A 16,194-nucleotide genomic window follows, 5' to 3' on the forward strand; every position below is an offset into this window, starting at 1 on the left:
CACGGGCAGCCCGGTTTTTGGCCGGTACCGCGGTTCAATAGTCCTGGTTCAGCGCATCTGCCGCCGGTATTTCACGCTCGCGCCGCGCGATGTAATCGAGAAGGGCCTCGTTTTTGGCGGTCTCGAGAGCAGGCTCCTGATACTCGGACAGAAGCTTGCGGGCGATGCCAAGCGCCCGTTCGGTGATCTCCACTTCACCCTCGGCCTTCCATTGCTCGATGGAATTGTTGTCGAAGGTCTCCGGCATGAAGAACGCCCGCTGGAAATTCTCCTGGGTGTGCGGGTGCCCCAAGTAGTGGCCTCCGGGGCCGACGTCGCGAATGGCGGCAAGGCCTTCGTCGAAATCATCCCAGCGCGGGCCCTCCGCCATGCGGTAGGCCATTGCGCATTGCTCGGCGTCGACAATGAACTTGGCAACCGAGCAATGCATCCCGGCCTCGTTCCAGCCGGCCGCGTGCCAGATGTAGTTGGCACCCGAATGGATAACGGCGCTCAGCGTTGCTGCGCTCTCATACCCGGCTTGCGCGTCAAAGGTCTTGGCACCGCCGAGCGAACCGGAGGTCCGCCAGGGCACATCGTAGAACCGCGCCATCTGCCCGATCATGAAGTTCATCAGGCTGATCTCGGGGGTGCCGGCCATCGGCGCACCGGATTTCATCGAGACCGTCGACAGATAATGCCCGTAAATCGCAGGTGCGCCCTTCCGGATCACCTGCGTGTAGGCAAGGGCGCTCAGGGCTTCCGCGTTGAGCTGGGCAACGGCAGGGACCACGCTTGCCGGGGTATTGGCACCGCCAAGCACGAAGGGGGAGCAGAGCACGGGCTGGTTCCGTTTCGAAAAGGCCCGCATTGCTCCCAGCATGGTCTCGTCCCAAACCAGCGGAGAATTGCCGTTGCAGTTTCCTGTCGTGACCGGATGGGTCTCCAGATAGTCCTCACCGAACAGGATCGCGCACATTTCCATGACATCTTCGGCGTTCTTCGGGCTTGTCGTCATGCCCATGAAGGTCTTGTCCGAATGCTTGATCGAAGAATAGGTGATGCGCAGGTGCCGGTGGCTGATGGGGTGGTCGTAGGGCTCCACGATGTGGTGAGCGCTGGAATGCAGGGCCGGCAGCATGTGGCTGAGCTTGTGGAACATGGCCAGGTCCGCAAGCGTGGGATTGCGCCGCTGATTGTCGAGATCACGCAGAAATGGTGCCCCGGTCATCGGCACGAAGATCGAACGATCTCCTCCAAGCGGGACATTCTTTGCCGGATTGCGGGCATGATAGGTGAAGCTGGATGGGATCGAACTGATGAGCTCACGCACCAGCCCCCGGTCCAGGTAGACCCTCTCACCCTCGACCTTGGCGCCGGCCCGCTTCCAGTCTGCAAGGGCAATCGGATCGCGAAAGACGATTCCAACCTCTTCCAGGATTGCCATGGAGGCATCGTCCAGCTTTCGGATCTGCTCTTCGTCCAAGGGTTCGCATAGGGGAAGCGTGCGCCGCAGACTGGGCAGCATGGTATGGTCGGGAGCGGTGCGAATAGCCCGGCGGCCGGCACGGCCGCCGCTGCGGCTGCGTTGGGCAACACTCATCTTGTTCTCCGGTAATCGGTTATTTTGACAAGAAGAATGCGCCTGATTTACCGCCCGACAGTGCCGAAATACGAACTGGCACTGCATTTTCCGACATTGTTGGAGAATAATCGTTTTTCATCTAAAAGAATTATCTGAGATCTGCATCAGTAGACCAGAATATACGCGCGTAGCATTTTCCGTGCCTGTCTGAAAATCAAAAATCATTCATAATAATGTTGCTGTGCACAATATCTGGGCAACCAGTCAACATTAAACATTTTAAATGAGGAATTTACCCATGGGGGTGGCCGAGCAGGGGCAGTTCGTGTTTTGCTATGTAAATGTCGCAAATGAGCATCATGGTTACAAAAAAACAACGGATGCTACGTTTGGGAAATTGGCAAGTGACTGTTTAAGAAGAACCGGAAGGGGAGACAGATGACGAAGTCCAAAGATGCCGAGATGCTCGAAAGGCTTGAAGCAGCGGCCCGCACGGGAGGGATCAGTAAACGTGATTTCCTTCGCTACTCCGTGCTGGCCGGACTGACAGCAAGCACCGCAACAGGCCTGTGGTCGACCGAGGCGAAAGCCCAGCCCAAGCAGGGCGGAACGTTCCGCTGGGGGATCCACGACGGCAACACCTCAGATTCTCACGATCCGGGCACCTATCTGACCCGTGTGATGATTTTCCTCGCCCACACGCACCGCAGCTACCTGACGATGATCATGGGCGACGGGTCGCTTGGGCCGGATCTGGCCGACAGCTGGGAAGCCAGCGAGGATGCGTCCGAATGGACCTTCAAGATCACTGAAAACGCCGAGTTCCACAGCGGCAGGAAACTGACGGCTGACGACGTCATCGCATCGCTGAACCACCACCGCGGCGACAAGACAACCTCCGCAGCCAAGGCGCTGCTGACGGATGTCACCGACATCACCAAGGATGGCGACTACACCGTTGTCGTGAAGCTGTCCGGCGGCAACGCCGACTTCCCATGGCTGATGACCGACTATCACATGGCGATCTGCCCGGCCAACGACGACGGCACGATCGACTGGCAGTCCGGCGACGGCACTGGTCCCTACAAGATCGACAACGGCGAGTTCGGCGTTCAGTTCAGCCTCAGCCGGCATGACGGCTGGCACCGTGAGGGCGCCTATTTCGACAAGGTCGAGCTGATCACCCTGAACGATCCGAACGCTCGTCAGACGGCACTTGTGACCGGCGATGTGGATGCGGTCTCGCTGATCGAGCTGAAGACCATGGGTCTGCTGCAGCGCAATCCGAACATCAAGATCCACAACATCCCGTCCGCGGGTGCGATCACACTGCCGATGTTCTGTGACACGGCACCGTTCGACAATCCGGACGTGCGCAACGCGCTTAAGCTGGCCATGAACCGGGATGACATCATCGAGAAGATCACCTTCGGTGCAGCCACCAAGGGCAATGACTTCCACCATTCGCCGGCCCAGCCTTACTGGCCGGACGACATCCCGCAGCGTGATTACGATCCGGACCAGGCCAAGTCCCTGCTCAAGAAAGCGGGCGCGGAAGGTCTCACGGTCAGCCTCAGCACCGCGGACAGCGTCTATGCGGGTGCAGTCGACATGGCGGTGCTTTATGCCGAACACGCCAAGGCGGCGGGTATCAACATCAATGTCGTGCGTGAACCGAACGACGGTTACTATTCCGACGTCTGGCTGAAGAAGCCGTTCTGTCTCGTGTCCTGGGGCGCGCGTCCGACACCTGATGTCATGTACACGCTGGCCTACAAGAACGACGCGGCCTGGAACGAATCTCACTGGAAAAACCCGCGCTTCAACGAGCTTCTGCTTCAGGCCAAGGCCGAGTTGGACGACACCCGGCGCGCGGAAATGTACCGCGAGATGGCGATGCTGGCCCGGGACGATGGCGGCACCATCATCCCGTTCTTCAACAACTTCGTTTACGCCAACAGCGCGAAGGTAGGCACGCCCGAGAAACTGGCTGCCAGCTGGGAAAATGACGGCGCGCGCGCCGCCAGCCGCTGGTGGTTCGAGTCCTGATTGAGGGGTTAGGCGGCGGCTAAGGCCGCCGCCTGCAATTTGGCCCTGCCCCGGACGCGGGACGGGCCGACCTGGACGGACAGGGCTCCTGCCAACGCAAAGCAAAAAGAGCTGACAGGAACCTGCCCGATATGTGTCCGGCGGCGCTATGTGCCGTGCCGGGCTTTCCTATTCTGGAGGGACAAATGGGGGACATCCTACAGCTGGTCCTTAAGAGACTTGGCTTAGGTGCGATCACGCTACTAGTGGTCTCTATCCTGATCTTTTTTGCAGTTGAACTGCTGCCCGGCGACATTGCCCAGGCCGTTCTTGGACAGGGAGCAACGCCTGAAACCGTCGCCGCCCTGCGAGAGAAACTCGGCCTCGACCAGCCCGCGATCCTGCGATATTTCCAATGGCTCGGCGGTGCACTCACCGGTGACTTCGGCGTCTCGCTCGTCTCTGGCGAGCGGGTCAGTGCTGCCATCAGCGACCGGTTCGTCAACACGCTTTTCCTGGCGACCTATGCGGCTGTCATCGCGGTGCCGGTTTCCATCGTTCTCGGCGTGATTGTCGCTCTCCTGCGCAATACCCTGTTCGACAGGGTCGCCAACGTGGTCACGCTGACATCGATTTCCTCTCCGGAATTCTTTCTCGGCTACATCCTCATTCTCTATCTGGCGGTCAAGACCAACTACTTCCCCGCCATTGCCAGCCTCAGCGCGGACATGAGCTTCGGGGATCTGTTGCATCGAACCTTCCTGCCGGCGTTGACCCTGGTGCTGGTGGTGACGGCCCACATGATGCGCATGACACGCGCGGCGATCATCAACCTACTGGCCTCGCCCTACATCGAGATGGCGCGGCTGAAAGGCGTTCCGCCCTGGAAGGTGATCGTCAAACATGCTCTGCCCAACGCCTGGGCGCCGATCATCAACGTCGTCGCACTCAATCTCGCCTACCTCATTACCGGCGTGGTTCTGGTCGAAGTGGTCTTCGTCTATCCGGGCGTGGGCCAGCTTCTGGTGGACGCGGTTGCCAAACGCGATTTCCCGATCGTGCAGGCCTGCTGTCTGATCTTCGCGGCAACCTTCATCCTGCTGAACCTGGCAGCCGATGTGGGCGCGATCCTGACCAATCCGCGTTTGCGGCATCCGAAGTAAGGGCAGCGACATGAGCACATTCGTTATTGGCTACTATGCGCTGCTGATCGGGGCTTCCTGCCTGGCGGCCTATTTCAACAAGCGCAAGATCTTCATTCTTGTCTTTTCCCTGACGATGATCTCCTTCATCGCGGGGATCATCGGCGGCGCTCCGGCGCTCCGGTTCATTACTACGGCTGCCGGTCTCCTGGCACTGGCCGCCGGGACATCCTTCGCGTTCAGGGAGTTCCTGATCATCATCACGCCCGCCGGTGTTTCCAAGGAGTTGCGGACCGCACCTCTCACGGCCGCCTTCGGCATGTTCGTGATCTTCACCTACGCCATCGCCGGGGTCTTTGCCCCCGTGATTGCACCTTTCGGTGAAGCGCAGGTCATTTCGTCGGCCTTTGCACCGCCGGATGAAACCATGCTTCTGGGGGCCGACCAGCTCGGCCGCGACATGTTCAGCCGCATCATCTACGGCGCGCGCAACTCTGTCGGTCTCGCGCTGCTGGCAACCATGCTGGCCTTCTTCATGGGAGCATTTGCAGGCCTGCTTGCCGCCACCAAGGGCGGTTGGTTCGATCAGCTCATCGGCCGTGTCGCAGACGTCATCATGTCGGTACCGTCACTGATCTTCGCCCTGCTGATGCTCAGTATCTTCGGCACCAACCTTGTGGTGATCGTGGTCGTCGTTGCCGTCATCTATTCGCCACGCGTCTTCCGCCTTACCCGGGCGGTTGCCGGCAACGTGGTGGTGATGGACTACATCGAAGCGGCCAAGCTGCGCGGCGAGGGCACCTGGTACCTTATCCGCCGGGAAATCCTGCCAAACTCGACAGCACCGCTGATCGCCGAATTCGGTCTCGAATTCTGCTTCGTGTTCCTGCTCATCGCAGGCCTGTCGTTCCTTGGCCTCGGCATTCAGCCGCCGACCGCCGACTGGGGCTCCATGGTGCGTGAGAACGCGACACTGATTTCCTTTGGCGAAATGACGCCGCTGATCCCGGCGGCCGCCATTGCGCTTCTGACTGTCGCGGTGAATTTCGTCGTCGACTGGATGCTGTTCCGGTCTTCCGGCCTGAAGGAGGTTTGAGAATGGTGCCGAAAAAAGACGTACTGCTTCGGGTCACCGATCTCCGGATCGAGGGGTACTCGGACGAAAAATGGGTCGAGATCGTTCATGGCGTCAATCTTACCCTGCACAAGGGGGAAGTGTTGGGGCTGATTGGAGAATCGGGTGCCGGCAAATCGACCATCGGCCTCGCCTCCATGGGCTTTGCCCGCGACGGCTGCCGGATATCCGGCGGCTCGATCGAGTTCGACGGCATGGAACTGACGACGACGCCGGAGAGCGATCTCCGGGCGTTGCGCGGATCGCGCATCGCCTATGTCGCCCAGTCGGCTGCTGCCTCGTTCAATCCGGCACACCGGATTATCGACCAGCACACGGAAGCGCCGATCCAGTACCGCATTCAAAAGCGGGTCGAGGCGCAGGAAGACGCCATGGAGCTTTACGAGCGGCTGCGCCTTCCCAACCCGAACGAAATCGGCTTCCGCTATCCCCACCAGGTCTCTGGCGGCCAGTTGCAGCGCGCGATGACGGCCATGGCCATGGCGTGCCGGCCGGATCTCATCATCTTCGATGAGCCGACCACCGCGCTGGACGTGACCACGCAGATCGAGGTTCTGGCGGCAATCCGGGACATTGTCGACCAGTTCAACACCGCGGCGATCTACATCACGCACGATCTGGCGGTGGTGGCGCAGATGGCCGACACCATCAAGGTGCTGCTCAAGGGGGAGGAAGTCGAAGAGGCGCCGACCGAGCAGATGCTCGGGTCTCCCAAGGAGGACTACACCAAGAGCCTTTGGGCCGTCCGCAGCTTCCAGCGGCCGCAGAAGCAGCGGCCGACCGAGGCAGGTGCCATTCCGATCGTTTCCGTGCAGGGAATTGATGCGGCCTACGGCAAGACCAAGGTGCTGGACGATGTCTCCTTCGACATCTATCCGGGCATGACGGTTGCGGTTGTCGGCGAATCCGGTTCCGGCAAGTCGACGACGGCGCGCTGCATCACCGGTCTTCTGCCGCCCACCAAGGGGCAGATCCTGTTCAAGGGCGAGCCGTTGCCGCCGCGCTATCAGGACCGCAGCAAGGATCAGCTTCGCCAGGCGCAGATGATCTACCAGATGGCCGATACCGCACTGAACCCGAAGATCAGGATCAGCGAGATCATCGGCCGGCCTGCCCAGTTCTATGGCGGGCTGCACGGCGCGAAACTGAAAAACCGCGTCGACGAGCTTTTGGACCTGATCGAGCTGGACCCGTCAAAATTCTACAATCGTTATCCGCCGGAACTTTCCGGCGGCCAGAAACAGCGTGTGGGCATTGCCAGGGCCCTGGCGGCCGATCCGGCCTTCATCATCTGCGACGAGGTGACGAGCGCGCTCGACCAGCTCGTGGCGGAAGGTATCCTGAAGCTGCTCGATCGGCTGCAGCAGGAGTTCAACCTGGCCTACATGTTCATTACCCATGACCTGGCGACGGTGCGCTCCATCGCGGACGAGGTTGTGGTGATGCAACGCGGCAAGGTGGTGGAGCAGGGGCCGAAGGACGAGATGTTCACGCCGCCGCATCATCCCTACACGGATCTGCTTCTGTCTTCGGTTCCCGAAATGGACCCGAACTGGCTGACGACGCTTCTGGAAGAGCGCGGCACCGATGCCATTGGCGAAGCCGCCGACGTCTAATCGCAGGCGGTTTGCCTGCCTCAAAATGCAATCACCCCCGGAGGTCGCTCCGGGGGTGATTGAAACTCTGCCGACTTTTCGTCAGGCGTGCGGGATCAGCCGACCATCAGGTAGCCGGAAAGAGCCATCGCACCCACGATAACGGCGTAAACGCCGACAAGCGCCGGCCAGGAGCCGCTCTGTGCCTTGTATTCGCGAATGAGATCGTCCCGGGTCATGCCGACCTCCAGAATTTGCCCAACTCTTGAGCGGGCTGGTGAATATTTGATCTGCCGGACAAATACGGGAGGAAAGTTAAGATTTCAATGAGTGAAAGCACGAATCTCCCTCCTATTTTTGCATAACTGTTCTGCGTTCCATTCACGTAAAGCATAGCAACTCGGTGAAACCGGGAGATTGCGGCTCAACCGGCTGACCGGCTGTAGCAAGAAAGACGCCTCGGGCCCTTGCAAGGTCCTGCATGGAGACGGTATCCGTCACGCCGACAGCGAAGCTGGAACGCCTTGTGGCGAACCGGCCGGTCCGGACAACCGGGCAACCGGAAATCGCTCCCAATCACCTGTCCGCGCGGCCCGAACCGGTCGCAGGCAACGATGGCGACGGAACCAGATGATCGAGACACCCTACTATCTGATCGACAAGGCGAAGCTACTCCGCAACATGGAGAAGATCGCCTACGTTCGAGAGCGGTCTGGCGCAAAGGCCCTGCTGGCGCTCAAGTGCTTTGCGACCTGGTGTGTTTTCGACTTCATGCGCGAGTATATGGACGGCACCACTTCGTCGTCGCTGAACGAAGTCCGGCTGGGGCATGAGCGCTTCGGCAAGGAAACCCACGCCTATTCCGTGGCCTATGCCGACTACGAGATCGATGAAGTGATCTCCCATGCCGACAAGATCATCTTCAATTCCATCAGCCAGCTGGAACGGTTCGCGGACAAATCCGCCGGCATCGTGCGCGGGCTTCGCCTCAACCCGATGGTCAGCTCCTCCAGTTTCGACCTTGCCGACCCGGCCCGGCCTTTCTCCCGCCTCGGAGAATGGGACGTCGCCAAGATTGAAAAGGTCATGGACCGGATCAGCGGTTTCATGATCCATAACAACTGCGAAAATGCCGATTTTGCGCTGTTCGACCGCATGCTTGGCGATATCGAGGAAAAGTTCGGCGGGCTTTTGAGCCGTGCGCAATGGGTGAGCCTTGGGGGCGGTATCCATTTCACGGGAGACGACTACCCACTCGACCTCTTCGCCGACCGCCTCAAGACCTTCGCCGAAAAATACGGCGTTCAGGTCTACCTGGAACCGGGCGAAGCCTCGATCACCCGGTCGACCACACTGGAGACAACGGTGCTGGACACGCTCTTCAACGGCAAGAACCTGGCCATCGTCGATGCGTCCATCGAAGCTCATATGCTCGATCTGCTGATTTACCGCGAGACCGCGAAGGTGACCCCCAACGAAGGGCCGCACAGCTACATGATCTGTGGCAAGTCCTGCCTTGCCGGCGACATATTCGGCGAGTTCAACTTCCCTGCCGAACTCAAGACCGGTGACCGGGTTTCCATTCAGGATGCGGCGGGTTACACGATGGTCAAGAAAAACTGGTTTAATGGCGTGAAAATGCCCGCGATTGCGGTCAAGGAAGTGGACGGAACAGTCCACGTTGCTCGTGAGTTTTCATACCAGGACTACGAGCAAAGTCTGTCTTGAGACTTGAACCCCGAACACCCCCAAAGGTCCAAGGAAGGTATCTTTATCAAATGAAAAAGACTGTTCTCATCATCGGCGCCGGAGGTGTCGCTCAGGTGGTGGCGCATAAGTGCGCTCAGAACAATGATGTTCTCGGCGATATACATATCGCCTCGCGCACCAAATCCAAATGCGACGACATCATCGCAACCGTGCATGCCAAGAAGGCGTTGAAGCAGCCGGGTGTTCTGGAAGGACACGAACTCAACGCTCTGGACATTGCCGCCACCAGCGCGCTGATCCGCAAAACCGGTGCGCAGATCGTCATCAATGTCGGCACCGCCTTCCTGAACATGTCCGTCCTCAGCGCCTGTCTGGAGACGGGAGCGGCCTATATCGACACGGCCATTCACGAAGAGCCGGGCAAGATCTGCGAGACCCCGCCCTGGTATGGCAACTACGAATGGAAACGGGCCGAGGAATGCGCCGCCAAGGGCGTCACCGCCATTCTGGGCGCCGGTTTCGACCCGGGCGTCGTCAACGCCTATGCCCGCCTTGCCAAGGATGACTATCTCGACAAGGTGACCGAGGTCGATATCGTCGACATCAACGCCGGCAGCCACCAGCGCTATTTCGCCACAAACTTTGATCCGGAGATCAACTTCCGGGAGTTCACCGGCACGGTCTATTCCTGGCAGCAGGGCAAGTGGCAGGAAAACAAGATGTTCGAGATCGGCAAGGAATATGATCTGCCGGTGGTCGGCAAGCGCATGGCCTATCTGTGCGGCCACGACGAAGTGCATTCCCTGGCAAAGAACATGGACGGTGCGGACGTCCGGTTCTGGATGGGCTTCGGCGAGCACTACATCAACGTCTTCACCGTTCTGAAGAACATCGGCCTCCTGTCCGAGCAACCGGTCAAGACGGCGGAAGGACTGGAAGTCGTACCGCTGAAGGTGGTCAAGGCGTGTCTGCCGGATCCGTCTTCGCTGGCGCCTGAATACACCGGCAAGACCTGCATCGGTGATTTCGTGAAAGGCACGAAGGACGGCAAGGAGCACGAGGTGTTCATCTACAATGTGGCCGACCACAAGGAAGCCTATGAGGAAGTCGGCAGCCAGGGCATTTCCTACACCGCCGGCGTTCCGCCGGTCGCGGCCGCCATGCTGATCGCCACCGGGGAATGGGACGTGAAGAAGATGGCCAACGTGGAAGAACTGCCGCCGCATCCCTTCCTCGGCATCCTCAACCGCATCGGCCTGCCGACCCGCATCAAGGACGCCAACGGCGACCGCGCCCTGGAGTTCTAGGTCCAGGCCTTATCCAGCCGGTCAACCTGCGCAGCCCCGGTTACCACCGGGGCTGTTTGCGTTTCAGTCGACAGCAAACGGGCTGCATAGTGCCCTCAGGCCTCGCCCACGAACAGAAAGCCCTCTTTCGGAAATAATCCTTCAGCCAGCCAGCCTGCCCAAGCCGGTCATCTGAGCGCCCGATTTGGTCGCTTTGAAAATCAGGTCGGGAAGGGTGTTCACAGAAAGGCAAAAACGCCCATCGCAGCGAGTCAATGCCCAATGGCAGATTACGATACTGAAAGTCAGGAGAATTGGCGCACCCGACAGGATTCGAACCTGTGACCTCTGCCTTCGGAGCTGGTCAAGTACCCCATCCGAATTGCGCGATAGGGCACGCCAGAGTACGCTAACTATCTGAAATGGATTGATTTTCAGAATCGGAGCTCCGAAGTCTCTATCCGTGAATACGCCTTGATTTCCGCCCGTGTGCTTGCGTGGTGCTTACTCGAAATCGGGGCTTCCGAGGGACGGGAGCATGACCAAACTGACCAAACGGTTTGTAGAGGCCGTCGAGCCGCAGAGCAAAGGTCACGTCGTCTGGGACGACGAATTGCCAGGCTTTGGTCTTCGCGTCTATCCCTCCGGCAAGCGCAGCTACATCGTCCAGTACCGATCCCGTGGTCGCTCGCGTCGCTACACGATCGGCCTTCATGGTGTCTGGACCCCGGAGACTGCGCGCCGCGAAGCCAAGGCCCTGCTCGGACAGGTCGCCCATGGCGGCGATCCCGCTGAAGAGCGAGAGGAAGACCGCAAGGCGCTGACCATCAAGCAACTGTGCGAGCAGTACATCGCCGACATGGAAGCCGGCCTCATCCTTGGCAAAGGCGGCAGACCGAAGAAGGACACCACCATCGCCACCGATGTCGGGCGTATCCGCAGGCACATCATCCCCCTTCTCGGGACGCGACGCGTGCGGGACATCACCAAGCCCGACATGAACAACCTGATGAAGGACATCATCGCTGGCAAGACACGCGTGACCATGAAGACCGAAAAGCTCCGCGGCAAGGCCATCGTTCGCGGCGGCCGCGGCACCGCGATCCGGACGATGGGTCTGCTTGGCGGCATCTTCTCATACGCAGTCGAGGCCGGGGTGATCGAGCACAATCCTACGCACGGCCTCCGCAAGCCGAAATACCAGGTTCGCGACCGCCGGCTAAGCGAAGCTGAGTACCGTATTTTGGGAGACATCCTTCGTCAGGCTCAGCGAAGCGACCGCTACAGGATACATGCTGAGATCCTCAGGCTGATTACGCTGACCGGCTGCCGGCGCGGGGAAATCGTCAACCTCAAATGGAGCGAGGTCGACCTTGAGGGTAGCTGCTTGCGGCTGGTTGACAGCAAGGAAGGCTCCTCGGTTCGCCCGGTAGGCCTTCCAGTCGTGGAATATTTGGAGAAGGAACGACCGCACAGAACCGGAACTTATGTCTTTCCCGGCCAAGGCTTCGACAATGCAGTCGGCAACTTCCCGCAGAGCTGGAAGAAGCTGTTCAAGGACACCCCACTGTGGGATGTGACACCTCACGTACTGCGGCACAGTTTCGCGAGCATAGCGAACGACCTGGGCTTCACAGAGATCACGATCGCAGCATTGATCGGGCACGCGAAAGGTTCGGTGACGAGCAAGTATGTTCACACGCTGGATTCCACGCTGATCATGGCTGCTGACACCGTGTCCGGCTACGTGAAGGCGCTGCTCGAAGGGGTTGAGTTCAGACGGAACACCTACACACTGGACCGACAATCCCGGCAGAATGCGATCGAGCTGATGCTCACTGAATCGAGGTCAGCCACGTAGATGATGGCTATGCCCAAGCCATCTCGACCGGCCAGTCTTGTCATGCTTTTGCATCGACCTCCAAGAGGCACCACATCTAATGCTTGTATCCGACGCAGCCGTCAAATATGATAACTATATCCTGGTCGCCATATCAGCTACCGTCGCCACTGCACCGTTTGGGCAGCACTGGATATTGGAACTTGCCACCGTCCTTCTCCTTGCGCTTCACCTTTTCGTAGCGGCTCCGATAGTGCCTTGCCGGGAAAGTGGTTTAAATCGCAGTAGCGCATCCCTGGATTTGATGTCGTCTGGACAGGAAGGGGCATATCGTACTGAACGGCCAACCCGAGGGCGTATTGGGTAGCAATCCACAGCCAGATGCACGTCTATGAAGAGGTCGGTTCCCGCACCGGATTCAACAAAACAGCGACGTTGCCGAGCGGTACAACGTAGGAGTCGCCTTTATACGAGGTCGAAATCTCGTCCGCCTCGGCTTTCAATGTCGCACAAAGCTCGCTTACGGATGCTTGCGGCTGGTCCAGACGGGCTTTCATCAAATGGTTCCAGTCCGCCCAGGTCGCGCGTTCATCGCGATCCGAGAATCCCGTGAAATAGGCATTATAGCGGCCGATAACGAATAATCTGACTTTGATGTCCGGCTTTATGGCGATGCCGGCTCTTTTTGCGAGCTCGTCGACGCCGTTTCTTGAAATCCACCCCATGACCCGCTCGACCCAATCATTGCCTTGCGACAACAGATTCTTGCCGGCGCTTCGTCGTGCCCGGTTATCGATCCCGACCGGGTGCTGCCATTTGAGCTGAAATAGCGCGAGTTCGTTGTGGGTCTTGTCGTAAGAGATGAAATCGAGATCGGTTACGGTCTTCTTACCCTCACGGAGTTTGAGGTTGCGATCATTGACCACCCATCTTTCGCTGGCAAAGAGGTGTTTCAGGTCCGCGAGCCACCTTCTCTCGCGGTTATTCGCTGCACGAAACCAGTCCTCGCGGTGCCTGGCCTGCAATTCGGTGAGAAGAAACAAGAAGGGGTTGGTGTCGAGCCCGTAGAGAGGAAGAAGGAAATAATCCGCGCTCGAACGAGCGATCGGCGCCCATGCGATTTCGCCCGAATCTGTATGAACGTCGAGATTGTCCGGACCGAGCACGAGATAACTCAGCAACTTTTTTATCTGCGTCGTTTCAGCGTCGAGATGTTCCGCGAGACCCGTGATCAATTCATCGCACGGCGCGAATGTCGTGAGCAGGTTTTCCAGCCGGAGCTCTGGATGGCGGCGTTTGAGTATTGAAGCGAAACACAATTGCTTTTCGGCACGGCCCGCCACGGCCGTCAAAACCCCGAGATAGTCACCGAACGCTTCACCGCCGATCACCTCGTCCGTCCCGAGCAGGTCCTGGCTCCACATCCTGCGCAAATATATTTGCCCGCACTCCAGAAAATGATCGTCGATCTCCCGTGTCGTCGTGTACGAAATGCCCCAGCCGCCGAAGCACGTGACTGCCTCTTCGAGTGCAGGAGCGAGAGCGGTATGGCGCTGCTGCAGCTCATGCTTCCAGACGCTGTCATGATCGATCGTCAGATCGCTGATCCATCTCTTGTGTTTACGCGAAATAACTTCGCTGAACATGGAAGGGTGAGCGGATTTGAGGACGAGAATCGTATCGGTGCCCGATTCCAGGGGCATGGCGGGCCGATCTATTCTTGCGGAAAGAAGGCCCTCTCGCAGCCAGCCATAGAGCGTTTCCGCACGTTGCAGAATACCGCATTGGAGCAAGAGCTCGGCTGCCTGAGCCTGTGTCTGCCCGGTGCTCGGAAAAAGGCGAAACGGTCCACTGTCAAGCTGCTTGGGAACCATCAGCGACAGCGCCTTGTTCACACCCCAGGTGGACAGTGTGTGCTGCGGCAGCGGCGTTCGTGCGGACGAATCCGCCGAAAAAAACAGCTCTTCGAAATATAACGCATCGATGGTGCGCAGCGTTTCGAACAGCAATGGTTCGACAGGTTGGCGCCACTGTTCGAGGTGCGCCTTTTGCTTCTCGATTCCTGTTTCCAGGATGGCCAGGGCTTCATCACGCATCGGGAGCCGGGGTCCAGGCCAGCGCCTTCTCGATCGCCATGCGGTATTCGGTTCGGATGACCGCAGGCGTGCGACGCACATAATTTTCCGCCCGGTCACGGGCTTCGCCAGCAAGGCTGTCGAGATACGAAACGACTCGTTCGCAGGGCGGCGCAACGTACGCATTATCGAACTTTGGTTTGAGGGCTGTCCATACAGCGCCCTCATACCCGGCCTGTTCGGCCCAACGGGCGACAATGTCGGCTTCGGGGTGATGGGACCGGGATTCGGCGATCCAATAGCCTACCGAACGGTCGACGAATTTGCCGGGAATACCCTCACGCTCCGCCAGCGCGGCGCATGCCGTCTCGATCGACGGCATCTCCAGGACGGCCGACAACACTTTCACGGCTTTAGCAGACGGGGTGATGACGAGCGTAATACGGCCGTCGCTCGATTGCCGTGTGAACTCGACTGGTAGGCTCGGCCCATCGTGCGACCAGTCTGAGACGACGGGAAGCGATCGTGGGTCCCAGATCAAGGAGCCCCATCCCAGACAGGCTATCCTCATGAGGCCTCCGATCGATCGGGCGAATCCGTCTCGTCGTGGCCGGAAACTTCTGCCGCGGGTTCATCGGAGCGTAGCCAGCCGGCGACACGATCGACGACATCCGGTAGTGGTAGCGCGGTTTTCCCCTTGAGAGCACATTCCCAGACGGTCAGTACGCGCCAGCCCTCTTCGCGCAGCGCGGCGGCCTTGGCGGCATCACGGCGACGGTTGGCGGCGAACTTTTCGGTCCAAAAATCGTTCCGTGATTTTGGGACGGTCGAGCGATAGCACCCATGGGCATGCCAGTAGCACCCATGCATGAACACAGCGGCGTGGAACCGGGGAAACACGAGGTCGGGGCTTCCCGGCAGGCCCCGATCGTGCAGCCGGTAGCGAAATCCGCTTGCGTGAAGCGCCCGGCGCAGAATCATTTCCGCACCGGTGTTTTTCTGGCCGACGCTGGCCATGATCCGTGAGCGTGTTTGACGGTCGACCGTGTCCATCTCAGACCCTCGTAATGACGCGGGTCGTATCGAGCGCCTCCAGATGCCTGTGCAAATTGCGCGGTATCGTGCCCCCCGCAATCAGGACTCCGGCTTCCATATTTTTCTCCATGGCATGGCCGGTCAGATTGGCACTGGAAATGAAGCACAAACGCTCATCCGTGACCGCCACTTTGGCGTGGACTTTTCCGCCTGAAAAGGGTTCCGTTTTCTCATTCCAGGAATAGAGCCGGACCGTCGGGAGGGCTTGTTTCATATGACCGATGCCGTCGACCGAGACCCCGCCACCGTGCTGGTCACTGGACTCCAGCAGCATGGAGACGTGGACGCCGCGCTCTATAGCCGCCGCCAGCGCATCCATGACCGACGTGAGTTTATAGGTCACGAAGCTGGTCAAGAACAGTTTGTTCTCTGCACCCTGTATCACCTGAAGCAAGGCCTGTTCCGTCTTGCGAGTGGCGATCAGCTCGCTGGACGGGCCGGTCCAAACCAGTTCGGTCGTCTGTTCGGTCTTCGCTTCATGATATGCGTGGCTCGCGCCGACAAGCATACCCGCGAGTTCCATGGCGGATATATCACTGGCGGCCCAGCTTTCCGTCAGTGCCTTTACCCTTAGACGGCCGCCCGAAGTCAGGGTCCATCCCGATAATTCCGACGCCGCGTTCGGGCCGGGCAGAGCCTTGATCAGCCCGGCGAGCTGACGAATGCGGTCAGGCGGTGTATTCGCGACGAGATCGGTAATGGCACGAAGCAAGTGCAATCCGGC

At 59.2% G+C, this 16,194-nt stretch carries 14 protein-coding genes; 8 read left to right on the forward strand and 6 right to left on the reverse strand.

Annotation, left to right across the window (positions count from 1 at the left end; genetic code table 11):
• Positions 1–34 precede the first annotated feature (34 nt).
• Positions 35–1,582, reverse strand: a complete 1,548-nt coding sequence (locus J7447_RS16295; protein ID WP_168686554.1) for a trimethylamine methyltransferase family protein — start codon at positions 1,580–1,582, stop codon at positions 35–37.
• A 420-nt stretch (positions 1,583–2,002) separates the two neighbouring features.
• Between J7447_RS16295 and J7447_RS16300 the strand changes: the two genes are divergently transcribed.
• The 4 genes from J7447_RS16300 to J7447_RS16315 all read left to right on the forward strand — a co-directional run bounded on the left by J7447_RS16300 (position 2,003) and on the right by J7447_RS16315 (position 7,485).
• Entirely contained in the window at positions 2,003–3,613 is a 1,611-nt protein-coding gene (locus J7447_RS16300; RefSeq protein WP_022999163.1) for an ABC transporter substrate-binding protein, read from the forward strand.
• 185 nt (positions 3,614–3,798) lie between these two features.
• On the forward strand, positions 3,799–4,755 hold the full coding sequence (locus J7447_RS16305) for an ABC transporter permease (RefSeq protein ID WP_031268720.1): 957 nt from the start codon (positions 3,799–3,801) through the stop codon (positions 4,753–4,755).
• Positions 4,756–4,765: 10 nt separating this feature from the next.
• Entirely contained in the window at positions 4,766–5,830 is a 1,065-nt protein-coding gene (locus J7447_RS16310; RefSeq protein WP_286189212.1) for an ABC transporter permease, read from the forward strand.
• A 2-nt stretch (positions 5,831–5,832) separates the two neighbouring features.
• Positions 5,833–7,485, forward strand: coding sequence for an ABC transporter ATP-binding protein (locus J7447_RS16315; RefSeq protein ID WP_022999160.1), 1,653 nt, complete (start codon positions 5,833–5,835; stop codon positions 7,483–7,485).
• A 95-nt stretch (positions 7,486–7,580) separates the two neighbouring features.
• Here J7447_RS16315 and J7447_RS31330 read toward each other — a convergent pair whose 3' ends face one another.
• Positions 7,581–7,703, reverse strand: coding sequence for a hypothetical protein (locus J7447_RS31330; RefSeq protein WP_022999159.1), 123 nt, complete (start codon positions 7,701–7,703; stop codon positions 7,581–7,583).
• 242 nt (positions 7,704–7,945) lie between these two features.
• Here J7447_RS31330 and J7447_RS16320 point away from each other — a divergent pair, with 242 nt between their 5' ends.
• The 4 genes from J7447_RS16320 to J7447_RS16335 all read left to right on the forward strand — a co-directional run bounded on the left by J7447_RS16320 (position 7,946) and on the right by J7447_RS16335 (position 12,321).
• Positions 7,946–8,098 (forward strand): hypothetical protein, encoded by a 153-nt coding sequence (locus tag J7447_RS16320; RefSeq protein WP_158514224.1) that lies wholly within the window; start codon positions 7,946–7,948, stop codon positions 8,096–8,098.
• Positions 8,095–9,192, forward strand: coding sequence for a carboxynorspermidine decarboxylase (locus tag J7447_RS16325; RefSeq protein WP_152504896.1), 1,098 nt, complete (start codon positions 8,095–8,097; stop codon positions 9,190–9,192). The genes J7447_RS16320 and J7447_RS16325 overlap by 4 nt, the downstream gene beginning before the upstream one ends.
• A gap of 50 nt (positions 9,193–9,242) precedes the next feature.
• Positions 9,243–10,481: a saccharopine dehydrogenase family protein gene (locus J7447_RS16330; RefSeq protein ID WP_075283753.1), complete on the forward strand. Its 1,239-nt coding sequence runs from the start codon at positions 9,243–9,245 to the stop codon at positions 10,479–10,481.
• A gap of 517 nt (positions 10,482–10,998) precedes the next feature.
• Positions 10,999–12,321, forward strand: coding sequence for a site-specific integrase (locus J7447_RS16335; protein WP_209170241.1), 1,323 nt, complete (start codon positions 10,999–11,001; stop codon positions 12,319–12,321).
• A 368-nt stretch (positions 12,322–12,689) separates the two neighbouring features.
• Here the strand turns inward: J7447_RS16335 and J7447_RS16340 are convergent, their stop codons facing one another.
• The 4 genes from J7447_RS16340 to drmC are packed head-to-tail and all read right to left on the reverse strand — an operon-like array spanning position 12,690 to position 16,182.
• Positions 12,690–14,396, reverse strand: a complete 1,707-nt coding sequence (locus tag J7447_RS16340; RefSeq protein ID WP_209170242.1) for a hypothetical protein — start codon at positions 14,394–14,396, stop codon at positions 12,690–12,692.
• Positions 14,389–14,946: a hypothetical protein gene (locus J7447_RS16345; protein WP_209170243.1), complete on the reverse strand. Its 558-nt coding sequence runs from the start codon at positions 14,944–14,946 to the stop codon at positions 14,389–14,391. The genes J7447_RS16340 and J7447_RS16345 overlap by 8 nt, the downstream gene beginning before the upstream one ends.
• Entirely contained in the window at positions 14,943–15,428 is a 486-nt protein-coding gene (locus J7447_RS16350) for a very short patch repair endonuclease (RefSeq protein ID WP_209170244.1), read from the reverse strand. Before J7447_RS16350 ends, J7447_RS16345 begins: the two co-directional genes overlap by 4 nt.
• Before the next feature lies 1 nt (position 15,429).
• Complete coding sequence (gene drmC, locus J7447_RS16355) at positions 15,430–16,182, reverse strand: DISARM system phospholipase D-like protein DrmC (RefSeq protein WP_209170245.1); 753 nt, start codon at positions 16,180–16,182, stop codon at positions 15,430–15,432.
• Between the last annotated feature and the right edge of the window lie 12 nt (positions 16,183–16,194).

It is taken from the genome of Labrenzia sp. R5_0, from assembly GCF_017743835.1.
Classification (GTDB): domain Bacteria; phylum Pseudomonadota; class Alphaproteobacteria; order Rhizobiales; family Stappiaceae; genus Roseibium; species Roseibium algicola.